The sequence below is a fragment of the Pseudomonas parakoreensis genome, assembly GCF_021602155.1.
GTDB classification, from domain to species: domain Bacteria; phylum Pseudomonadota; class Gammaproteobacteria; order Pseudomonadales; family Pseudomonadaceae; genus Aquipseudomonas; species Aquipseudomonas parakoreensis.
The window spans coordinates 83625-100101 of the sequence record NZ_BQHY01000007.1; the positions used below are offsets into that span (position 1 = coordinate 83625).

At 60.6% G+C, this 16477-nt stretch carries 17 protein-coding genes; all 17 read left to right on the plus strand.

The genetic code is table 11. The features are described from left to right. The first annotated feature begins 61 nt into the window (after positions 1-61). On the plus strand, positions 62-1306 hold the full coding sequence (fabF, locus tag L6D63_RS12610; protein WP_027612357.1) for a beta-ketoacyl-ACP synthase II: 1245 nt from the start codon (positions 62-64) through the stop codon (positions 1304-1306). Then, positions 1306-2121 (plus strand): aminodeoxychorismate lyase, encoded by an 816-nt coding sequence (gene pabC, locus L6D63_RS12615; RefSeq protein WP_131671682.1) that lies wholly within the window; start codon positions 1306-1308, stop codon positions 2119-2121. The genes fabF and pabC overlap by 1 nt, the downstream gene beginning before the upstream one ends. A 3-nt stretch (positions 2122-2124) precedes the next feature. Then, positions 2125-3315 (plus strand): endolytic transglycosylase MltG, encoded by a 1191-nt coding sequence (gene mltG, locus L6D63_RS12620; RefSeq protein WP_047295658.1) that lies wholly within the window; start codon positions 2125-2127, stop codon positions 3313-3315. 19 nt (positions 3316-3334) lie between these two features. Then, complete coding sequence (gene tmk, locus L6D63_RS12625; protein WP_041069196.1) at positions 3335-3967, plus strand: dTMP kinase; 633 nt, start codon at positions 3335-3337, stop codon at positions 3965-3967. Then, positions 3960-4943: a DNA polymerase III subunit delta' gene (locus tag L6D63_RS12630; RefSeq protein WP_041069199.1), complete on the plus strand. Its 984-nt coding sequence runs from the start codon at positions 3960-3962 to the stop codon at positions 4941-4943. The genes tmk and L6D63_RS12630 overlap by 8 nt, the downstream gene beginning before the upstream one ends. A 42-nt stretch (positions 4944-4985) precedes the next feature. Further along, the gene (locus L6D63_RS12635) at positions 4986-5342 is read left to right on the plus strand and encodes a PilZ domain-containing protein (protein WP_027612362.1); all 357 of its coding nucleotides are present in this window, start codon (positions 4986-4988) and stop codon (positions 5340-5342) included. 15 nt (positions 5343-5357) lie between these two features. Then, entirely contained in the window at positions 5358-6143 is a 786-nt protein-coding gene (locus tag L6D63_RS12640) for a TatD family hydrolase (protein WP_047295654.1), read from the plus strand. A gap of 466 nt (positions 6144-6609) precedes the next feature. Then, entirely contained in the window at positions 6610-7248 is a 639-nt protein-coding gene (locus L6D63_RS12645; RefSeq protein ID WP_007950805.1) for a TetR/AcrR family transcriptional regulator, read from the plus strand. A gap of 137 nt (positions 7249-7385) precedes the next feature. After that, entirely contained in the window at positions 7386-8354 is a 969-nt protein-coding gene (locus tag L6D63_RS12650) for a GTP 3',8-cyclase MoaA (RefSeq protein WP_041069205.1), read from the plus strand. Between the two features lie 168 nt (positions 8355-8522). Beyond that, positions 8523-9128, plus strand: coding sequence for a DUF4823 domain-containing protein (locus tag L6D63_RS12655; protein WP_041069208.1), 606 nt, complete (start codon positions 8523-8525; stop codon positions 9126-9128). A gap of 16 nt (positions 9129-9144) precedes the next feature. Next, positions 9145-9705: a DUF1285 domain-containing protein gene (locus L6D63_RS12660; protein ID WP_131671681.1), complete on the plus strand. Its 561-nt coding sequence runs from the start codon at positions 9145-9147 to the stop codon at positions 9703-9705. Between the two features lie 191 nt (positions 9706-9896). Continuing rightward, positions 9897-10613: a FadR/GntR family transcriptional regulator gene (locus L6D63_RS12665; protein WP_047295648.1), complete on the plus strand. Its 717-nt coding sequence runs from the start codon at positions 9897-9899 to the stop codon at positions 10611-10613. A 46-nt stretch (positions 10614-10659) separates the two neighbouring features. Further along, on the plus strand, positions 10660-11535 hold the full coding sequence (locus L6D63_RS12670; RefSeq protein WP_131671680.1) for an SMP-30/gluconolactonase/LRE family protein: 876 nt from the start codon (positions 10660-10662) through the stop codon (positions 11533-11535). A gap of 270 nt (positions 11536-11805) precedes the next feature. After that, positions 11806-12624 (plus strand): SDR family oxidoreductase, encoded by an 819-nt coding sequence (locus L6D63_RS12675; RefSeq protein ID WP_131671679.1) that lies wholly within the window; start codon positions 11806-11808, stop codon positions 12622-12624. Positions 12625-12902: 278 nt separating this feature from the next. Next, positions 12903-13907, plus strand: a complete 1005-nt coding sequence (locus tag L6D63_RS12680) for a substrate-binding domain-containing protein (protein WP_047295641.1) — start codon at positions 12903-12905, stop codon at positions 13905-13907. Positions 13908-13940: 33 nt separating this feature from the next. Beyond that, positions 13941-15485, plus strand: coding sequence for an L-arabinose ABC transporter ATP-binding protein AraG (araG, locus tag L6D63_RS12685; protein ID WP_047295637.1), 1545 nt, complete (start codon positions 13941-13943; stop codon positions 15483-15485). A gap of 12 nt (positions 15486-15497) precedes the next feature. Beyond that, positions 15498-16466: an L-arabinose ABC transporter permease AraH gene (gene araH, locus L6D63_RS12690; RefSeq protein WP_041069807.1), complete on the plus strand. Its 969-nt coding sequence runs from the start codon at positions 15498-15500 to the stop codon at positions 16464-16466. Positions 16467-16477: the final 11 nt, after the last annotated feature.

Consider the following 16477-nt stretch of genomic DNA (forward strand, 5'->3'; position numbering starts at 1 on the left):
ATGGCGTGCGGTTTTTTCTTTAGGCCTGATGCAAAGTCGTCATTTGAAAAAGGAGAGTGCTGTGTCGCGTAGACGCGTCGTAGTCACCGGTATGGGTATGTTGTCGCCACTGGGCACGGATGTGCCGAGCAGTTGGCAGGGCATTCTGGCTGGCCGCAGTGGCATTGGTCTGATCGAACACACCGACCTTTCTGCCTATTCCACCCGTTTTGGCGGCTCGGTAAAGGGCTTCAATGTCGAGGAATACCTGTCGGTCAAGGAAGCACGCAAGCTCGACCTGTTCATTCAGTACGGTCTGGCCGCGGGTTTTCAGGCTGTTCGCAATGCTGGTCTGGAAGTCACCGACGCCAACCGTGAGCGCATTGGCGTGGCCATGGGCTCGGGCATCGGCGGTCTGACCAACATCGAAGAAACCAGCCGTACCCTGCATGAGACGGGCCCGCGTCGAATCTCGCCATTCTTCGTGCCAGGCTCGATCATCAATATGATTTCCGGTTTTCTGTCCATCCACCTGGGTGCGCAGGGACCGAACTACGCCATTTCCACTGCCTGTACCACCGGAACGCACTGCATTGGCATGGCGGCGCGCAACATCATGTACGACGAAGCCGACGTGATGATCGCCGGCGGTGCCGAGATGGCCGCGTGCGGTCTGGGCATGGGCGGCTTCGGCGCGTCCCGTGCGCTGTCGACCCGCAACGACGAGCCGACCCGCGCCAGTCGTCCATGGGACAAGGGCCGTGATGGCTTCGTGCTGTCCGACGGTGCCGGTGCGCTGGTGCTCGAAGAGCTCGAGCACGCCAAGGCTCGCGGCGCGACCATTTATGCCGAGCTGATCGGCTTCGGCACCAGTGGCGATGCGTTCCACATGACTTCGCCACCCGCTGATGGCGCTGGTGCAGCGCGCTGCATCACCAATGCCCTGCGCGATGCGAAAATCAACATCGACCAGGTGCAGTACATCAACGCCCACGGTACCTCGACCCCGGCCGGCGACCTTGCCGAAGCCAATGCGATCAAGACCGTGTTCGGTGAGCACGCCTACAACCTGGCGGTCAGCTCCACCAAGTCCATGACCGGTCACCTGCTGGGTGCGGCGGGCGCGGTCGAGGCGATCTTCAGTGTGCTGGCAATCAACAGCCAGGTGGCCCCGCCAACCATCAACCTCGACGAGCCGGACGAGGGCTGCGATCTCGATTTCGTGCCGCACACGGCGCGCAACATGGACATCGATGTCGTACTGTCCAACTCCTTCGGGTTTGGTGGCACCAACGGCACGTTGGCGTTCCGTCGGTTCGCCGGCTGATGGACAGCTGGGTCGACGGTCAGCCGGCTGACGCTCTGTCGCTGAAGGATCGCGGCCTGGCTTATGGCGATGGGCTGTTCGAGACCATCGCCGTGCGCGGCGGCCAGCCGATATTGCTGGATCGTCACCTGACGCGTTTGGCCGAGGGCTGCTCGCGTCTGGCTATCGCTGCGGATATTGATCGGGTTCGCACGGAACTGCGGGCCTATGCCGCGGCAATGGGCGAGGGGGTACTCAAGCTGATCCTCACCCGTGGTGATGGCTTGCGTGGCTACGCGCCCGATCCTGCGGCGCAGGGTCGACGCATCCTGCAAGGCAACCCGCCTGCGGCTTATCCTGCCGTGCATGGCGAGCAGGGTGTGCGCCTGTTTCCATGCGCCACGCGGCTGTCGAATCAGCCGTTGTTGGCCGGGCTCAAGCATCTGAATCGGCTGGAGCAAGTGCTTGCCCGCGCCGAATGGCGCGACGGCGAACACGCCGAAGGCTTGATGCTTGATCAGGCCGGACGCGTCATCGAAGGCGTGTTCAGCAACCTGTTTCTGGTGCGCGACGGCGTACTGATCACCCCGGATCTGAAGCGCTGTGGCGTGGCCGGTGTGATGCGTGCCGAACTATTGTTTCAGGCCGAGTCATTGGCCATCCCCACCCAAATTACCGATGTAAGCCTCGAACAGCTGCAATGGGCTGACGAAGTCTTTATCTGCAACAGCGTTTATGGCGTCTGGCCGGTACGCGCCTACGCTGCACTGAGCTGGCCGGTTGGCCCGCTCACCCGTAAACTGCAAACCATTGCCCGCGCGCTACTGGATGCCTGATTCGTGAGACGTAAATTCTTGCTGCTGCTGGAAACCGGACTGGTTCTGGCAGGGCTGATAATGGGCGCCAGCGCCTGGAAAATTCATTCGGCGCTGGAACAGCCTCTGAACATCACGCAGGAAGAACTGCTGGATGTGCCGAAAGGCTCGACACCGACCCGCACCTTTCTTGAACTCGAAACCGAGGGGGTCATCAAGGACGCCTTCTGGTTGCGCATTTACTGGCGCTTCAATCTGGCCGGCACACCGATCCATACCGGCGAGTACCGCATGCAGCCAGGCATGACCGTCAACGGTCTGATCGACTTGTGGAAGCGTGGCGAAGTGGTGCAGTACAGTCTGACGCTGGTCGAGGGCTGGAATTTCCACCAGGTCCGCGCCGCGCTGGCAAAAGATGAAAAGATCGAGCAAACCCTCAAGGGCTTGAGCGACAGCGAAGTGATGGAGAAAATCGGTCATCGGGGATTGTTCCCGGAAGGTCGGTTCTTCCCGGATACCTACCGTTTCGTGCGGGGCGTTTCCGATGTCGAATTGCTGAAGAAGGCCTTTGACCGGCTCGATGAAGTGTTGGCCAAGGAGTGGGAAAACCGCTCGGCCGATGCGCCGTACAGCGAGCCTTATCAGGCGCTGATCATGGCGTCGCTGGTGGAGAAGGAAACCGGCGTACCACAGGAGCGCGGGCAGATTGCCGGCGTGTTCGTGCGCCGCATGGCGCTGGGCATGCAGTTGCAGACCGACCCGACCGTGATCTATGGCCTGGGCGACCGCTACACCGGCAAGTTGACCCGTGCTCATCTCAAGGAGCCGACGCCCTACAATACCTATGTGATTCCCGGGTTGCCGCCGACGCCGATTGCCATGGTCGGTCGCGAGGCGATTCACGCCGCGCTCAATCCGGTGGAAGGCAACAGCCTGTATTTCGTCGCCCGTGGCGATGGCAGCCATGTGTTCTCCGATGACCTGGATGCACACAACAGTGCGGTGCGCGAGTTCCAGCTCAAGCGCCGCGCCGATTACCGCTCCAGCCCGGCCCCGGCGAATGCGCCGGCGGCTCCGGCCACGGCGACGGAGGAGGCGATTCCTGCCGCGTCCCCGAATACCGCGCCTGAAGCGCTGCCGCAGGTTCCGCCTCAGGAACCTGCGCCAGCCCCTGCTGCCGAGCCTGAGACGGCGGCACCGCAAAATGCGCAATGACTTTGATTAAGGACTGCCTGTGACTGGCTTGTTTATTACCCTGGAAGGCCCGGAAGGCGCTGGCAAGAGCACCAACCGCGAGTACCTCGCCGAGCGTCTGCGCGTCGAAGGTATCGAAGTGGTGCTGACTCGCGAACCCGGCGGAACGCCACTGGCCGAACGGATTCGCGACGTGCTGCTGGCCCCGGCCGATGAGGTCATGAACCCCGACACCGAGCTGTTGCTGGTGTTCGCCGCGCGCGCCCAGCATCTGGCCGAAGTGATTCGTCCGGCACTGGCCCGTGGCGCGGTGGTGTTGTGTGATCGTTTCACCGATTCGACATACGCCTATCAGGGCGGCGGTCGTGGTTTGTCAATGGAGCGCATTGCTGCGCTGGAGACGTTCGTTCAGGGCGACTTGCGGCCGGATCTGACACTGATTTTCGATCTGCCGGTGGAAATGGGTCTGGCTCGCGCCAGTGCCCGTGGCCGTCTGGATCGTTTCGAGCTGGAAGGCCGGGCGTTTTTCGAAGCGGTGCGCAATGCGTTTCTCAAGCGCGCTGAGGCTGATCCTGCACGCTATGTGCGCATCGATGCCGGTCAGCCATTGGTCAAGGTTCAGCAATCGCTGGACACCTTGATTCCGAACTTGCTGGAGCTGATTCGTGGCTGAGGCCTATCCATGGCAGGACAGCCTCTGGCAGCAACTGGCCGGACGCAGTCAGCACGCTCATGCGTATTTGCTGCACGGCCCGGCCGGGATCGGCAAGCGCGCGCTGGCCGAACGCCTGATGGCCAGCCTGCTTTGTCAGCGTCCGACACCGGAAGCCTGCGGTGAGTGCAAATCGTGCCTGCTGCTCAAGGCCGGCAGCCACCCGGACAATTACATCCTTGAGCCCGAGGAAGCCGACAAGGCGATCAAGGTCGACCAGGTACGCGATCTGGTCAGTTTCGTGGTGCAGACCGCGCAACTGGGCGGGCGCAAGGTGGTGCTGATCGAGCCGGTGGAGTCGATGAACATCAACGCCGCCAACGCCTTGCTAAAAAGCCTTGAAGAGCCTTCCGGCGATACCGTGCTGTTGCTGGTGAGCCACCAGCCGAGCCGTTTGCTGCCGACGATCAAGAGCCGCTGCGTGCAGCAGGCGTGTCCGCTGCCCGGTGAGGCCATGAGCCTGCAATGGCTGGCACAGGCGCTGCCGGAGTGTTCCGAAGAGGAGCGCATCGAATTGCTGACGCTGGCGGCAGGTTCGCCACTGGCGGCGGTCAGCTTGCAGTCCCAGGGCGTGCGCGAGCAGCGGGCGCAGGTGGTCGAAGGGGTGAAGAAGTTGCTCAAGCAGCAGCAATCGCCGACACAATTGGCCGAAGAATGGAAAAGCATTCCGATGCTGCGCCTGTTCGACTGGTTCTGCGACTGGTCGAGTCTGATCCTGCGCTATCAACTGACCCAGGATGAAGCCGGCCTCGGTCTGACCGATATGCGCAAAGTCGTGCAGTACCTGGCGCAGAAAAGCGCCCAGGGCAAAGTCCTCGATATTCAGGACTGGATTCTCGCCCAGCGGCAGAAAGTCCTGAGCAAAGCCAACCTCAACCCGGCACTGCTGCTGGAAGCGTTGTTGGTGCAATGGGCGGGTTTGCCTGGTCAAAGATAAGAATGTGTACCTAGACTCTGAACATCAGCAGTGGAGGTCAACATGAATGAAGCCATCAGCCCCGGGCCGCGCAACGGCATCCTGTCCCTGACGATCAAGGACAAATCGGTGCTTTACGCTGCCTACATGCCGTTTATCAAGAACGGTGGCCTGTTCATCCCGACCAACAAGAGCTACAAGTTGGGCGACGAGGTGTTCATGCTGCTGAACCTGATGGACGAGGCGGAGAAGATCCCGGTGGCCGGCAAGGTCGCCTGGATAACCCCCAAAGGTGCGCAAGGCAATCGTGCCGCCGGCGTCGGCGTGCAATTCAACGAGGGCGACAACACCGCCCGCAGTCGCATCGAAACCCATCTGGCCGGAGCCCTGAAATCCGACCGTCCCACTCATACGATGTAAGTAGCCGTCTTTTTTATGCTCGTAGATTCCCATTGTCATCTTGATCGCCTCGACCTCGCCGCCCATGATGGCTCGCTGGATGCTGCACTTGATGCGGCCCGCCAGCGTGGGGTCGGGCATTTCCTGTGCATCGGCGTGAGTGCCGACAACGCTGCCGACGTCAAGGCCCTGGCCGAGCGCTATGACGACGTCGATTGCTCGGTCGGTGTGCACCCATTGGATGTGCAACCGGGCGCGGCGCCGGCACTGGACTGGCTGCTGCATGAGCTCAATCACCCGAAAGTGGTGGCGATCGGTGAAACCGGTCTGGACTATCACTACGAGCCGGAAGCCGCCGAGCTGCAGCAGGCATCCTTCCGCCTGCACCTGCAAGCCGCCCGGCAGACCGGTAAACCGGTGATCATCCACACCCGTGGCGCCCGTGCCGATACCCTCGAACTACTGCGTGAAGCGGCGTTGCCCCAGGCCGGTGTGCTGCATTGCTTCACCGAAGACTGGGACATGGCCAAGGCTGCGCTGGACATGGGTTATTACATTTCCCTGTCGGGCATCGTCACTTTCCGCAACGCCGACGCTCTGCGCGATGTGGCGAGCAAGGTGCCGACTGATCGCTTGCTGGTGGAGACCGATTCGCCGTATCTGGCGCCGATCCCGTATCGCGGCAAACCGAACCTGCCGCAGTACGTGCGCGAGGTGGCGGAGTTTCTGGCGATGCTGCGTGGGGAAGACTATGAGCGGTTTGCCGAGCAGACCACCGAGAACTTCAAGCGGCTCTTTCCCTTGGCGCATGTAAAAGGCTGATCGTGTAGGAGCTGCCGCAGGCTGCGATCTTTTGATTTTGATTTTTTAAAAACAACATCAAAAGATCGCAGCCTGCGGCAGCTCCCACAAGCGCGGTGGGCGTAAATGACAGGGATTTACGCCAAATCGCAGGCAAAAAAAACCCGGGTTCTGGGGGGTGAATCCGGGTTAAGACCATTAGGAGTAAAACAAAGGCACGCGGTCCCTTGGTACCTTTACCGGCACGGCACTTGGGGGAGATGCCGCCCGACAGTTCAAGTATTGATCAGTCTGGCGTTCAGTCCAGTTGAGCGGTCGGGGTTTTTAAACAAATTTGGAATACGTGCGCTTCAGTTGAGTTCTCATTGCCGCCTCAGCGTTCGCAAAATGAACAAGAAACACAGATATGGTCGGATGATCCGTGCATTTTTGTGCAAGTTAGGCATAATACGCGGCTTCGAATTTTGACCCCTACAGACCTTTTCTTATGCACAAAGAACCTCGTAAGGTCCGTGAGTTTCGTCGCCGTGAGCAAGAAATTCTCGATACCGCGCTCAAGCTGTTCCTCGAACAAGGTGAAGACAGTGTCACCGTCGAGATGATTGCTGATGCCGTGGGTATCGGCAAAGGCACGATCTACAAGCACTTCAAATCCAAGGCCGAGATCTATCTGCGGCTGATGCTCGATTACGAGCGCGATTTGAACGAGCTGCTGCATTCGGCCGATGTCGACAAGGACAAGGAAGCGCTGTCCCGTGCCTACTTCGAATTCCGTATGCGCGACCCTCAGCGCTATCGCCTGTTCGACCGTCTCGAAGAGAAGGTGGTGAAAGGCAATCAGGTACCGGAAATGGTCGAGGAACTGCACAAGATCCGTGCCTCGAACTTCGAACGCCTGACCTTGCTCATCAAGGGCCGGATCAGCGAAGGCAAGCTCGAAGACGTGCCGCCGTACTTCCACTACTGCGCGTCCTGGGCGCTGGTGCACGGCGCTGTCGCGCTGTATCACTCGCCGTTCTGGAGCAACGTGCTCGAAGATCAGGAAGGCTTCTTCCAGTTCCTGATGGACATCGGCGTGCGCATGGGCAACAAGCGCAAGCGCGATCCGGAAACCCCGAGCAGCTGAATCATTCAGCGGCCTTATTGCGCCATGATTTCGCTACATGACGCAGTACCGCAGGAATATACTCAGGCATAGGGCTTGCTAAAACTTGATTTGTGAGTCAAGTTTTAGCGGCTCGAAATTCTATCGCCGGAGTGATCATGATCGTTGACCGTCAAGGCAGGCGTTTTCGCAATTTGCGCATCAGCCTGACTTCAGCCTGCAATTACGCCTGTACCTACTGCGTGCCCAACGGCAAGCGGTTGGTGGCTGCGCAGGATGAACTGTCGGCCGAGGCCATGGCCCGTGGCGTGGCTTATCTGATCGAAGCCGCCGGCATCGAGCGCCTGCGCATCACCGGCGGCGAGCCGTTGGTCAGCCCCAAACTCGAATCTTTCATGAGCGCCGTCGGCAAGATGGGCCTGGAAGACATCAGCCTGACCACCAACGGTCAACTCCTGGCGAAAAAGCTGCCGCTGCTGGTGGATGCCGGTCTGCGCCGGATCAACGTATCCCTCGATACCCTCGACGCCGGCGCGTTCCGCAGCATCGCCCGTGGCGGCGATCTGGCAACCGTGCTCGACGGCATGGATCAGGCGAAAGCGGCGGGGATGAAGATCAAGGTCAACATGGTGCCGCTGCGCGGGCAGAACCTGGATCAGGTGATGCCGCTGCTCGACTATTGTCTGGAACGTGGCTACGAGCTGCGTTTCATCGAGTTGATGCGCATGGGCCACCTCGCTACTGACTCCAATGCCTTCCTGCAACAGTTCGTCAGCCTGCAGCAGTTGCTGAGCCTGATTGGCGAGCGTTATGAGTACGCACAAGCCGATGCGCCGGTGGACGCCACGGCCGTGCGCTATGCGATCCCGGGGCTGGGCCATTTCGGCGTGATCGCCAACGAAAGCGTGCCGTTCTGCAGAACCTGTTCGCGCTTGCGTCTGTCGTCGACCGGCTGGCTGCACGGCTGCCTGTCGTCGAGCAACCGCCACTATGTCGGCGATCTGCTCGACAAGCCGCGTCATCAGGCATTGCCGGCGTTGCAGCGTTTGCTGGTCAAGGCGCTGGGCGACAAGCAGGAAGTGGCGTTCTCCGGTGGTGCGACCGTCATGAAGATTATCGGCGGCTGATCCTTTTTTTCGCGAGCAGGCTCGCTCCCACAGGGTTTTTCTTAATCCTGTGGGAGCGAGCCTGCTCGCGAAAGCATTTCATCATCCGGCAAAGATCCTGAGCTGGCGCAAAAGCTGCATCCAACGGCCATTCGCCGGTTTTCCGTCACCGGCTTCTGGAGGATGAGGATGCGTAGCCTGGTTTTGCTGCTGGCCGTTTTGGCGCTTGGCGGCTGTATGACTGTCAGCGATATGGCCGAAGGCACTCGCTATCAGATGAGCGACGCGGGGCTGTTGGATCACAGCGACAGCCGTCGGGTGAACAACTTCCGCATTCAGCCGGACTCGTTCATCTACATCGCCCAGGGTTCATTCGCACCGCCGGGTGGCTCCTATCCGCGCCCGAACGTTGTGGCCGAAGAAGCGTTCAAAGGTTTTGTCGAATACTTCCCGATGGTCCGCCGTGCGCGAGCCCCGGAAGGCCTCGATCAGGCATTGGGCGAAGCTCGCGATGCCGGTGCTCACTACCTGCTGTATACCCGCTTCGCCAAGGCTGACGACCGCATCGGCAACTCCGACGAGTGGCTCGATCAGGAAGCCGTGGATCGCCTCGGCATCGACGGCGGGGTGATTCAGATCATGTTGATCGAGACCAGCACGCAGTATTTGATTGATACTGCACGGATCAAGAGTCGTGGCGGTTTACTGACGTTCCACGATAACAAGCCGGAAGACCTGATCGGCCCGCCACTGGCGCAATACGCGCGCAGCCTGCTGGGAGTCGGCGACCAATAAACCCAAGGAGTACGCCATGAGTGGCCCGCAAAAAGCCAATGACCTGTTGGGACAGATCCCCAAAACCAAAGGCCTGCCGCCGGTGCATTTGTGGAATCCGGACTTCTGCGGCGACATCGACATGCGCATCGCCCGTGACGGCACCTGGTATTACCTGGGCACGCCGATCGGGCGCAAGCCGATGGTCAAGCTGTTCTCCACCATCATCCGCCGCGACGGCGATGATTACTTCCTGATTACCCCGGTGGAAAAGGTCGGGATCAAAGTCGACGACGCGCCGTTTGTGGCGATTGCCGTGGAGGTTGAAGGCGAGGGTGAAGCGCAGTTGCTGCGCTTCACCACCAACGTCGAGGAGACCGCCGAGGCCGGGCCGGAACATCCGATCCGCGTCGAGATCGACCCGGTGACTCAAGAGCCCGCGCCTTACGTGCACGTGCGCAGCAACCTCGAAGCGCTGATTCACCGCAATGTGTTTTACCAACTGGTGGAACTGGCGGTCAGTCGCGAAATCGACGGGCAGCGCTGGTTGGGCGTATGGAGTGGCGGCGAATTCTTCCGCATCGGCCTCGAGCCTTAAACAAAAATCCCTGTGGGAGCGAGCCTGCTCGCGAAGACGATATGTCAGTAGATCTTAGGGCGACTGATACATCGCTTTCGCGAGCAGGCTCGCTCCCACATAGGATTTTAGAGTCACCTTGAAATCCCGATTGACTGTTAATCGTATGATGATTAGCGTGAACACCCATCGCCAAGCGCTTTGAGGTTTTCATGTCCAGCAGCTTTCATGCATCAACGGTCGATTGGCTGGGCAGCTGGATTGCCGCTGGCCAGGTAAAGCCGGGGCAGACGATCAAGGTCGAGGCCGATCTGGGCGAGCAGCTCGGCGTCAGCCGCACCGTGATTCGCGAGGCGATCAAGACGCTGGTCGCCAAAGGCATGCTTGAGGTCGGGCCGAAAGTCGGCACCCGCGTGTTACCGGTGCGGCGCTGGAACCTGTTTGATCCGCAAGTCGTCGGTTGGCTATCGCGCAATGGCTTGCCGGAAAATTTCGTCGATGACCTGCTCGACCTACGCCGTACCATCGAACCGATGGCCGTGCGCTGGGCCTGCGAGCGCGCCAGCCTGGAGCAGATTCACGCGGTGCAACTGGCCTACAACGCGCTGGAGCGGGCGGTCGACAGCGGCATCGATTACAACCGTGCCGACCAGGTGTTCCACGAGTGCATTCTGGCAGCCAGCCATAACCAGTTCATTGAGCAAATGGTCCCGGCCCTCGGCGCCTTGCTCGCGGTGTCGTTTGAAGTCTCCGCCGCTGACCCTGATGAACTGCGTCGCACCTTGCCGATCCACAAGGACATGGCTGACGCCATCGCCGCCCGCGATGCGGCGCGCGGGGTGTGGGCCTGCATGACCCTGATCGACAATGCCGACCTGGCAATCAAGCGCTTTTACCCGCAGGTGATGGCCGACAAAAAAGCCAGCTGACAACACAAATCCCCACCATAAAAACCACAAGAACCAAGGAGTTGCCATGAGCTGGACCGCCGTAACCCAACACCGCGCCAGACTCGGAGAAGGCCCGTTCTGGGACGCCCCCACCCAGGCGCTGTACTGGGTCGATATCGCCGGCCAGCAGGCGCTGCGGCTGATCGGCAACAACGTGCAGATCTGGCAGATGCCCGAGCACGTTTCGGCGTTTATCCCGTGTGCCAGCGGCGACGCGTTGGTGACCCTGAGCAGCGGCGTGTACCGTCTGGACCTCGATTCCCCGGGCCTTGAGCCAAGCCTGACGCTGTTTTGCATCGCCGACCCGCAACCGGGCAATCGGCCCAATGAAGCGCGCTGCGACGCCCAAGGGCGACTGTGGCTCGGCACCATGCAGAACAACATCGGCGCCAACGGCGAAGACTTGCCGGTCGAACGTCGTTCCGGTGGCCTGTTCCGCATTGATCCCGACCAGCGCGTCACACCGTTGCTGCGTGGCTTGGGGATTCCCAACACCTTGCTGTGGAGCGACGACGGCACCACGCTGCTGTTCGGCGACAGCCTCGACGGGGTGCTCAATCGCTATTTCATTCACACCGACGGCAATCTCGATGTCGCCAGCCGCTGGTACGGTCCTGACCAGAACGGCGGCCCGGACGGTTCGGCAATGGACGCCGAAGGCTACGTGTGGAATGCCCGTTGGGACGGCAGCTGCCTGCTGCGTCTGACACCCGAAGGGCAAATCGACCGCAAAATCGATCTGCCCGTCAGCCGCCCGACCAGTTGCGTATTCGGTGGCGAAGACCTGAAAACCCTGTACATCACCAGCGCCCAGAGTCCGCATAACCATCCACTGGATGGCGCGCTATTGTCGATGCGGGTCGATGTGCCGGGCAAACTCTGCACACGCTTCGCTGGTTAAATCCCAAAATATGGGATGCAAAATTATATATTGAGATTATTCGGCGGTCGGGTTTATAGTCGGCTCCAGCAGTAACACGCACTCACACTTAAAAAGAACAAAACAGGTGAAGTGATGCAGCGAATCTCTATCGCACTCCCCAACGGAGTCAGCGTCTCGCAACGGCCCGGCGTCGCTCGCCGCGCCTGCCTGTTTCGTTTCCACAGTCTTCCAGACCGGACATCGGCAGATGCCCGGTTTTTTTGTGCTGACGAACAGGAGTCCTGATCCATGGCTGAACCTCTTTGCTTGCCGCCGGTGCCTGCGCCGCCGAAGGGTGAGCGTCTGAAAGACAAAGTGGTGCTGCTGACCGGCGCGGCCCAAGGCATCGGCGAAGCCATCGTCGCCACCTTCGCCTCACAGCAGGCCAGGCTGGTGATCAGCGATATTCAAGCAGAGAAGGTCGAGAAGGTTGCCGCGCACTGGCGCGAGCAGGGCGCTGACGTGCAGGCGGTCAAGGCCGACGTCTCGCGCCAGCAAGACCTGCACGTCATGGCCAGACTGGCGGTTGAGCGGCACGGGCGCATCGACGTGCTGGTCAACTGCGCCGGGGTCAACGTGTTCCGCGACCCGCTGCAAATGACCGAAGAAGACTGGCGTCGTTGCTTCGCCATCGATCTGGACGGCGCCTGGTACGGCTGCAAGGCCGTGTTGCCGCAGATGATCGAGCAGGGCGTCGGCAGCATCATCAACATCGCCTCGACCCATTCCTCCCACATCATTCCCGGTTGCTTCCCGTACCCGGTGGCCAAGCACGGCCTGCTCGGACTGACCCGGGCGCTGGGCATCGAATACGCGGCGAAGGGCGTTCGGGTCAACGCCATTGCCCCGGGCTACATCGAGACGCAACTCAACGTCGATTACTGGAACGGCTTTGCCGACCCGCAGGCCGAGCGTCAGCGCGCATTCGATCTGCACCCGCCGAAACGTATCGGCCAGCCGATTGAAGTGGCCATGACCGCGGTGTTTCTGGCCAGTGACGAAGCGCCGTTTATCAATGCCTCGTGTATCACCATCGATGGTGGACGCTCGGTGATGTACCACGACTGAATAGCTTGGGTTTCAGGCGGTGAAATCCGCGTGAAATCCAATCATCATACGATATGACTATTTTCAACAGGCTTTGCAGCAGTACGTGTCACGCCACCACACCTGTGGCGAGGGAGCTCGCTCCTGCTCGGCTGCGCAGCAGTCGTAAATTCGGGCTGCGCGGTGTGTTTGATTGACCGAGGTAACCGGTTTTAGGGCCGCTTCGCAGCCCAGCGGGAGCAAGCTCCCTCGCCACAAGCTGTTTAATTTGCTCAAGAAAAATAACAAGGAGTCAGCTTATGAAACGTCGTTTTGGGATTCGTACCCTGTGCAGTGCCGCGCTGGCGGTCACCGCGTTCAGTCTGAGCAGTACGCTGCTCGCTGCCGACGCCGTGAAAATCGGTTTTCTGGTCAAGCAGGCTGAAGAGCCATGGTTCCAGACCGAATGGGCCTTCGCCGAAAAAGCCGCCAAGGACAAAGGCTTCGAACTGATCAAGATCGCCGTGCCGGACGGCGAGAAAACCCTCTCGGCCATCGACAGCCTTGCGGCCAACGGCGCCAAAGGCTTCGTGATCTGCCCGCCGGACGTCTCGCTCGGCCCGGCAATCATGGCCAAAGCCAAACTCAATGATCTGAAAGTGATCGCCGTCGACGACCGTTTCGTCGACGCCAGCGGCAAGTTCATGGAAGACGTGCCGTACCTCGGCATGGCCGCGTTCGAAGTCGGCCAGAAGCAGGGCAACGCGATGGTCGCCGAAGCGAAGAAACGCAACTGGGACTGGAAAGACACTTACGCGGTGGTCAACACCTACAACGAACTCGACACCGGCAAGAAGCGCACCGACGGTTCGATGAAGGCGCTCGAAGACGCCGGCCTGCCGAAAGACCACATCCTGACCGCCGCGCTGAAAACCCTCGATGTACCCGGCAGCATGGACGCTACCAACTCGGCGCTGGTAAAGCTGCCCAGCGCAGCGAAGAACCTGATCATCGGCGGCATGAACGACAACACCGTGCTCGGCGGCGTGCGCGCCACCGAAGCCGCCGGGTTCGCTGCGGCCAACGTGATTGGTATCGGCATCAATGGCACCGACGCCATCGGCGAGCTGAAAAAGCCCAATAGCGGTTTCTTCGGTTCGATGCTGCCAAGCCCGCACATCGAAGGCTACAAGACCGCCGAGATGATGTACGAGTGGGTCACCACCGGCAAAGAACCGCCTAAGTACACGGCGATGGATGACGTCACCCTGATCACCCGCGAGAACTTCAAGCAAGAGCTGGAAAAAATCGGCCTGTGGAACTGATGGCTGCTCGATCGGTGTGAAGAGGTGACTCAGATGCACGCGCAAGTACAGACACATGTAAACAGCAGCGGCGGCAGCCTGCGCTTCAACGGGATCGGCAAGACTTTTCCCGGGGTCAAGGCGCTGGACGCCATCAGCTTCGTCGCCCACCCGGGGCAGGTGCACGCCTTGATGGGCGAGAACGGCGCCGGCAAATCGACCCTGCTGAAAATTCTCGGCGGCGCCTACATTCCGAGCAGCGGCGAGTTGCAGATCGGCGAGCAGACCATGGCGTTCAAGTCGACCGCCGACAGCATCGGCAGTGGCGTCGCGGTGATTCACCAGGAGCTGCATCTGGTGCCGGAAATGAGTGTGGCCGAGAACCTGTTTCTCGGTCATCTGCCGGCCAGTTTCGGCCTGATCAATCGTGGCGTCCTGCGCCAGAATGCCTTGGCCTGTCTCAAGGGCCTGGCCGATGAAATTGATCCGCAGACCAAGGTCGGGCGCCTGTCGCTCGGCCAGCGGCAACTGGTGGAAATCGCCAAGGCGCTGTCCCGTGGCGCGCATGTGATCGCCTTCGATGAGCCGACCAGCAGCCTCTCGGCGCGCGAAATCGACCGTTTGATGGCGATCATCAGCCGCCTGCGCGATGAGGGCAAAGTGGTGCTCTACGTCTCGCATCGCATGGAAGAGGTGTTCCGCATTTGCGACGCGGTGACGGTGTTCAAGGATGGCCGTTACGTGCGCACCTTCGATGACATGAGCCAGTTGACCCACGATCAACTGGTGACCTGCATGGTCGGCCGCGACATTCAGGATATCTACGATTACCGCAGTCGCCCACGCGGCGCGGTGGCGTTGAAGGTCGACGGTTTGCTCGGCCCGGGCCTGCGCGAACCGGTGAGTTTCGAGGCGCACAAGGGCGAGATTCTTGGGCTGTTCGGCCTGGTCGGGGCCGGGCGCACCGAGCTGTTCCGGCTGCTCAGCGGGCTTGAGCGCAACACCGCCGGACGCCTGGAATTGCGCGGCCATGAACTGAAATTGCGCTCACCACGTGACGCGATTGCCGCCGGGATTCTGCTATGCCCCGAGGACCGGAAAAAAGAAGGGATCATTCCGCTGGCCAGCGTTGCCGAGAACATCAACATCAGCGCGCGCGGCGCCAATGCCAGCCTCGGCTGCCTGCTGCGCGGGCTATGGGAGAAGGGCAACGCCGACAAGCAGATCAAGGCGCTGAAAGTCAAAACCCCGCACGCCGGGCAGCAGATCAAATTCCTGTCCGGCGGCAATCAGCAGAAGGCCATTCTCGGTCGCTGGCTGTCGATGCCGATGAAGGTTCTGCTGCTCGACGAGCCGACTCGCGGCATCGACATCGGCGCCAAGGCCGAGATCTACCAGATCATCCATAACCTGGCCGCCGATGGCATTTCGGTGATCGTGGTGTCCAGCGACCTCATGGAGGTGATGGGCATTTCCGACCGCATTCTGGTGCTCTGCGAAGGCGCGCTGCGCGGCGAAGTCAGCCGCGACCAGGCCAATGAATCCAACCTGCTGCAACTGGCTTTGCCGCGCCATCGCGCTGACGGCGTGGCGAACTGAGAGGTGACTATGATGACCATCCAAAACAAGGCACTGCCGACTCCCCGCAAACCGCTGGACCTGCGGCGCTTCCTCGATGACTGGGTCATGCTGCTGGCGGCGATCGGGATCTTCGTCGCCTGCACGCTGCTGATCGACAACTTCCTCTCGCCACTGAACATGCGCGGGCTGGGCCTGGCGATTTCCACCACCGGCATCGCCGCGTGCACCATGCTCTACTGCCTGGCGTCGGGGCACTTCGACTTGTCGGTAGGCTCGGTGATCGCTTGCGCCGGCGTGGTGGCGGCGGTGGTGATGCGCGACACCAACAGCGTGTTCCTCGGCGTCAGCGCAGCGCTGGTGATGGGCCTGATGGTCGGGCTGATCAACGGCATCGTGATTGCCAAGTTGCGGGTCAATGCGCTGATCACCACGCTGGCGACGATGCAGATCGTCCGCGGCCTGGCCTACATTTTTGCCAACGGCAAAGCGGTGGGCGTGTCGCAGGAATCGTTCTTCGTCTTCGGCAACGGCCAGTTGTTCGGCGTGCCGGTGCCGATTCTGATCACCATCGTCTGCTTCCTGTTCTTCGGCTGGCTGCTGAACTACACCACCTACGGGCGCAACACCATGGCCATCGGCGGCAACCAGGAAGCAGCGTTGCTCGCCGGGGTCAACGTTGACCGGACCAAGATCATCATTTTCGCCGTGCACGGCGTGATCGGCGCACTGGCCGGGGTGATTCTGGCATCGCGCATGACCTCCGGGCAGCCAATGATTGGCCAGGGTTTCGAGCTGACTGTAATTTCGGCGTGTGTGCTCGGCGGCGTGTCGTTGAGCGGCGGGATCGGCATGATCCGGCATGTGATTGCCGGGGTACTGATTCTGGCGATCATCGAGAATGCGATGAACCTGAAGAACATCGACACGTTTTATCAGTATGTGATTCGCGGTTCGATTCTGTTGCTGGCCGTGGTGATCGATCGCCTCAAACAACGCTGATTCCCGCTCAG

What these genes read in the sequence shown, in the direction of transcription:
- pabC (WP_131671682.1), top strand. Translation starts at nt 1,306, where the DNA reads ATGGACAGCTGGGTCGACGGTCAGCCGGCTGACGCTCTGTCGCTGAAG.
- L6D63_RS12635 (WP_027612362.1), top strand. Translation starts at nt 4,986, where the DNA reads ATGAATGAAGCCATCAGCCCCGGGCCGCGCAACGGCATCCTGTCCCTG.
- L6D63_RS12640 (WP_047295654.1), top strand. Translation starts at nt 5,358, where the DNA reads ATGCTCGTAGATTCCCATTGTCATCTTGATCGCCTCGACCTCGCCGCC.
- L6D63_RS12645 (WP_007950805.1), top strand. Translation starts at nt 6,610, where the DNA reads ATGCACAAAGAACCTCGTAAGGTCCGTGAGTTTCGTCGCCGTGAGCAA.
- L6D63_RS12650 (WP_041069205.1), top strand. Translation starts at nt 7,386, where the DNA reads ATGATCGTTGACCGTCAAGGCAGGCGTTTTCGCAATTTGCGCATCAGC.
- L6D63_RS12655 (WP_041069208.1), top strand. Translation starts at nt 8,523, where the DNA reads ATGCGTAGCCTGGTTTTGCTGCTGGCCGTTTTGGCGCTTGGCGGCTGT.
- L6D63_RS12660 (WP_131671681.1), top strand. Translation starts at nt 9,145, where the DNA reads ATGAGTGGCCCGCAAAAAGCCAATGACCTGTTGGGACAGATCCCCAAA.
- L6D63_RS12665 (WP_047295648.1), top strand. Translation starts at nt 9,897, where the DNA reads ATGTCCAGCAGCTTTCATGCATCAACGGTCGATTGGCTGGGCAGCTGG.
- L6D63_RS12670 (WP_131671680.1), top strand. Translation starts at nt 10,660, where the DNA reads ATGAGCTGGACCGCCGTAACCCAACACCGCGCCAGACTCGGAGAAGGC.
- L6D63_RS12675 (WP_131671679.1), top strand. Translation starts at nt 11,806, where the DNA reads ATGGCTGAACCTCTTTGCTTGCCGCCGGTGCCTGCGCCGCCGAAGGGT.
- L6D63_RS12680 (WP_047295641.1), top strand. Translation starts at nt 12,903, where the DNA reads ATGAAACGTCGTTTTGGGATTCGTACCCTGTGCAGTGCCGCGCTGGCG.
- araG (WP_047295637.1), top strand. Translation starts at nt 13,941, where the DNA reads ATGCACGCGCAAGTACAGACACATGTAAACAGCAGCGGCGGCAGCCTG.
- araH (WP_041069807.1), top strand. Translation starts at nt 15,498, where the DNA reads ATGACCATCCAAAACAAGGCACTGCCGACTCCCCGCAAACCGCTGGAC.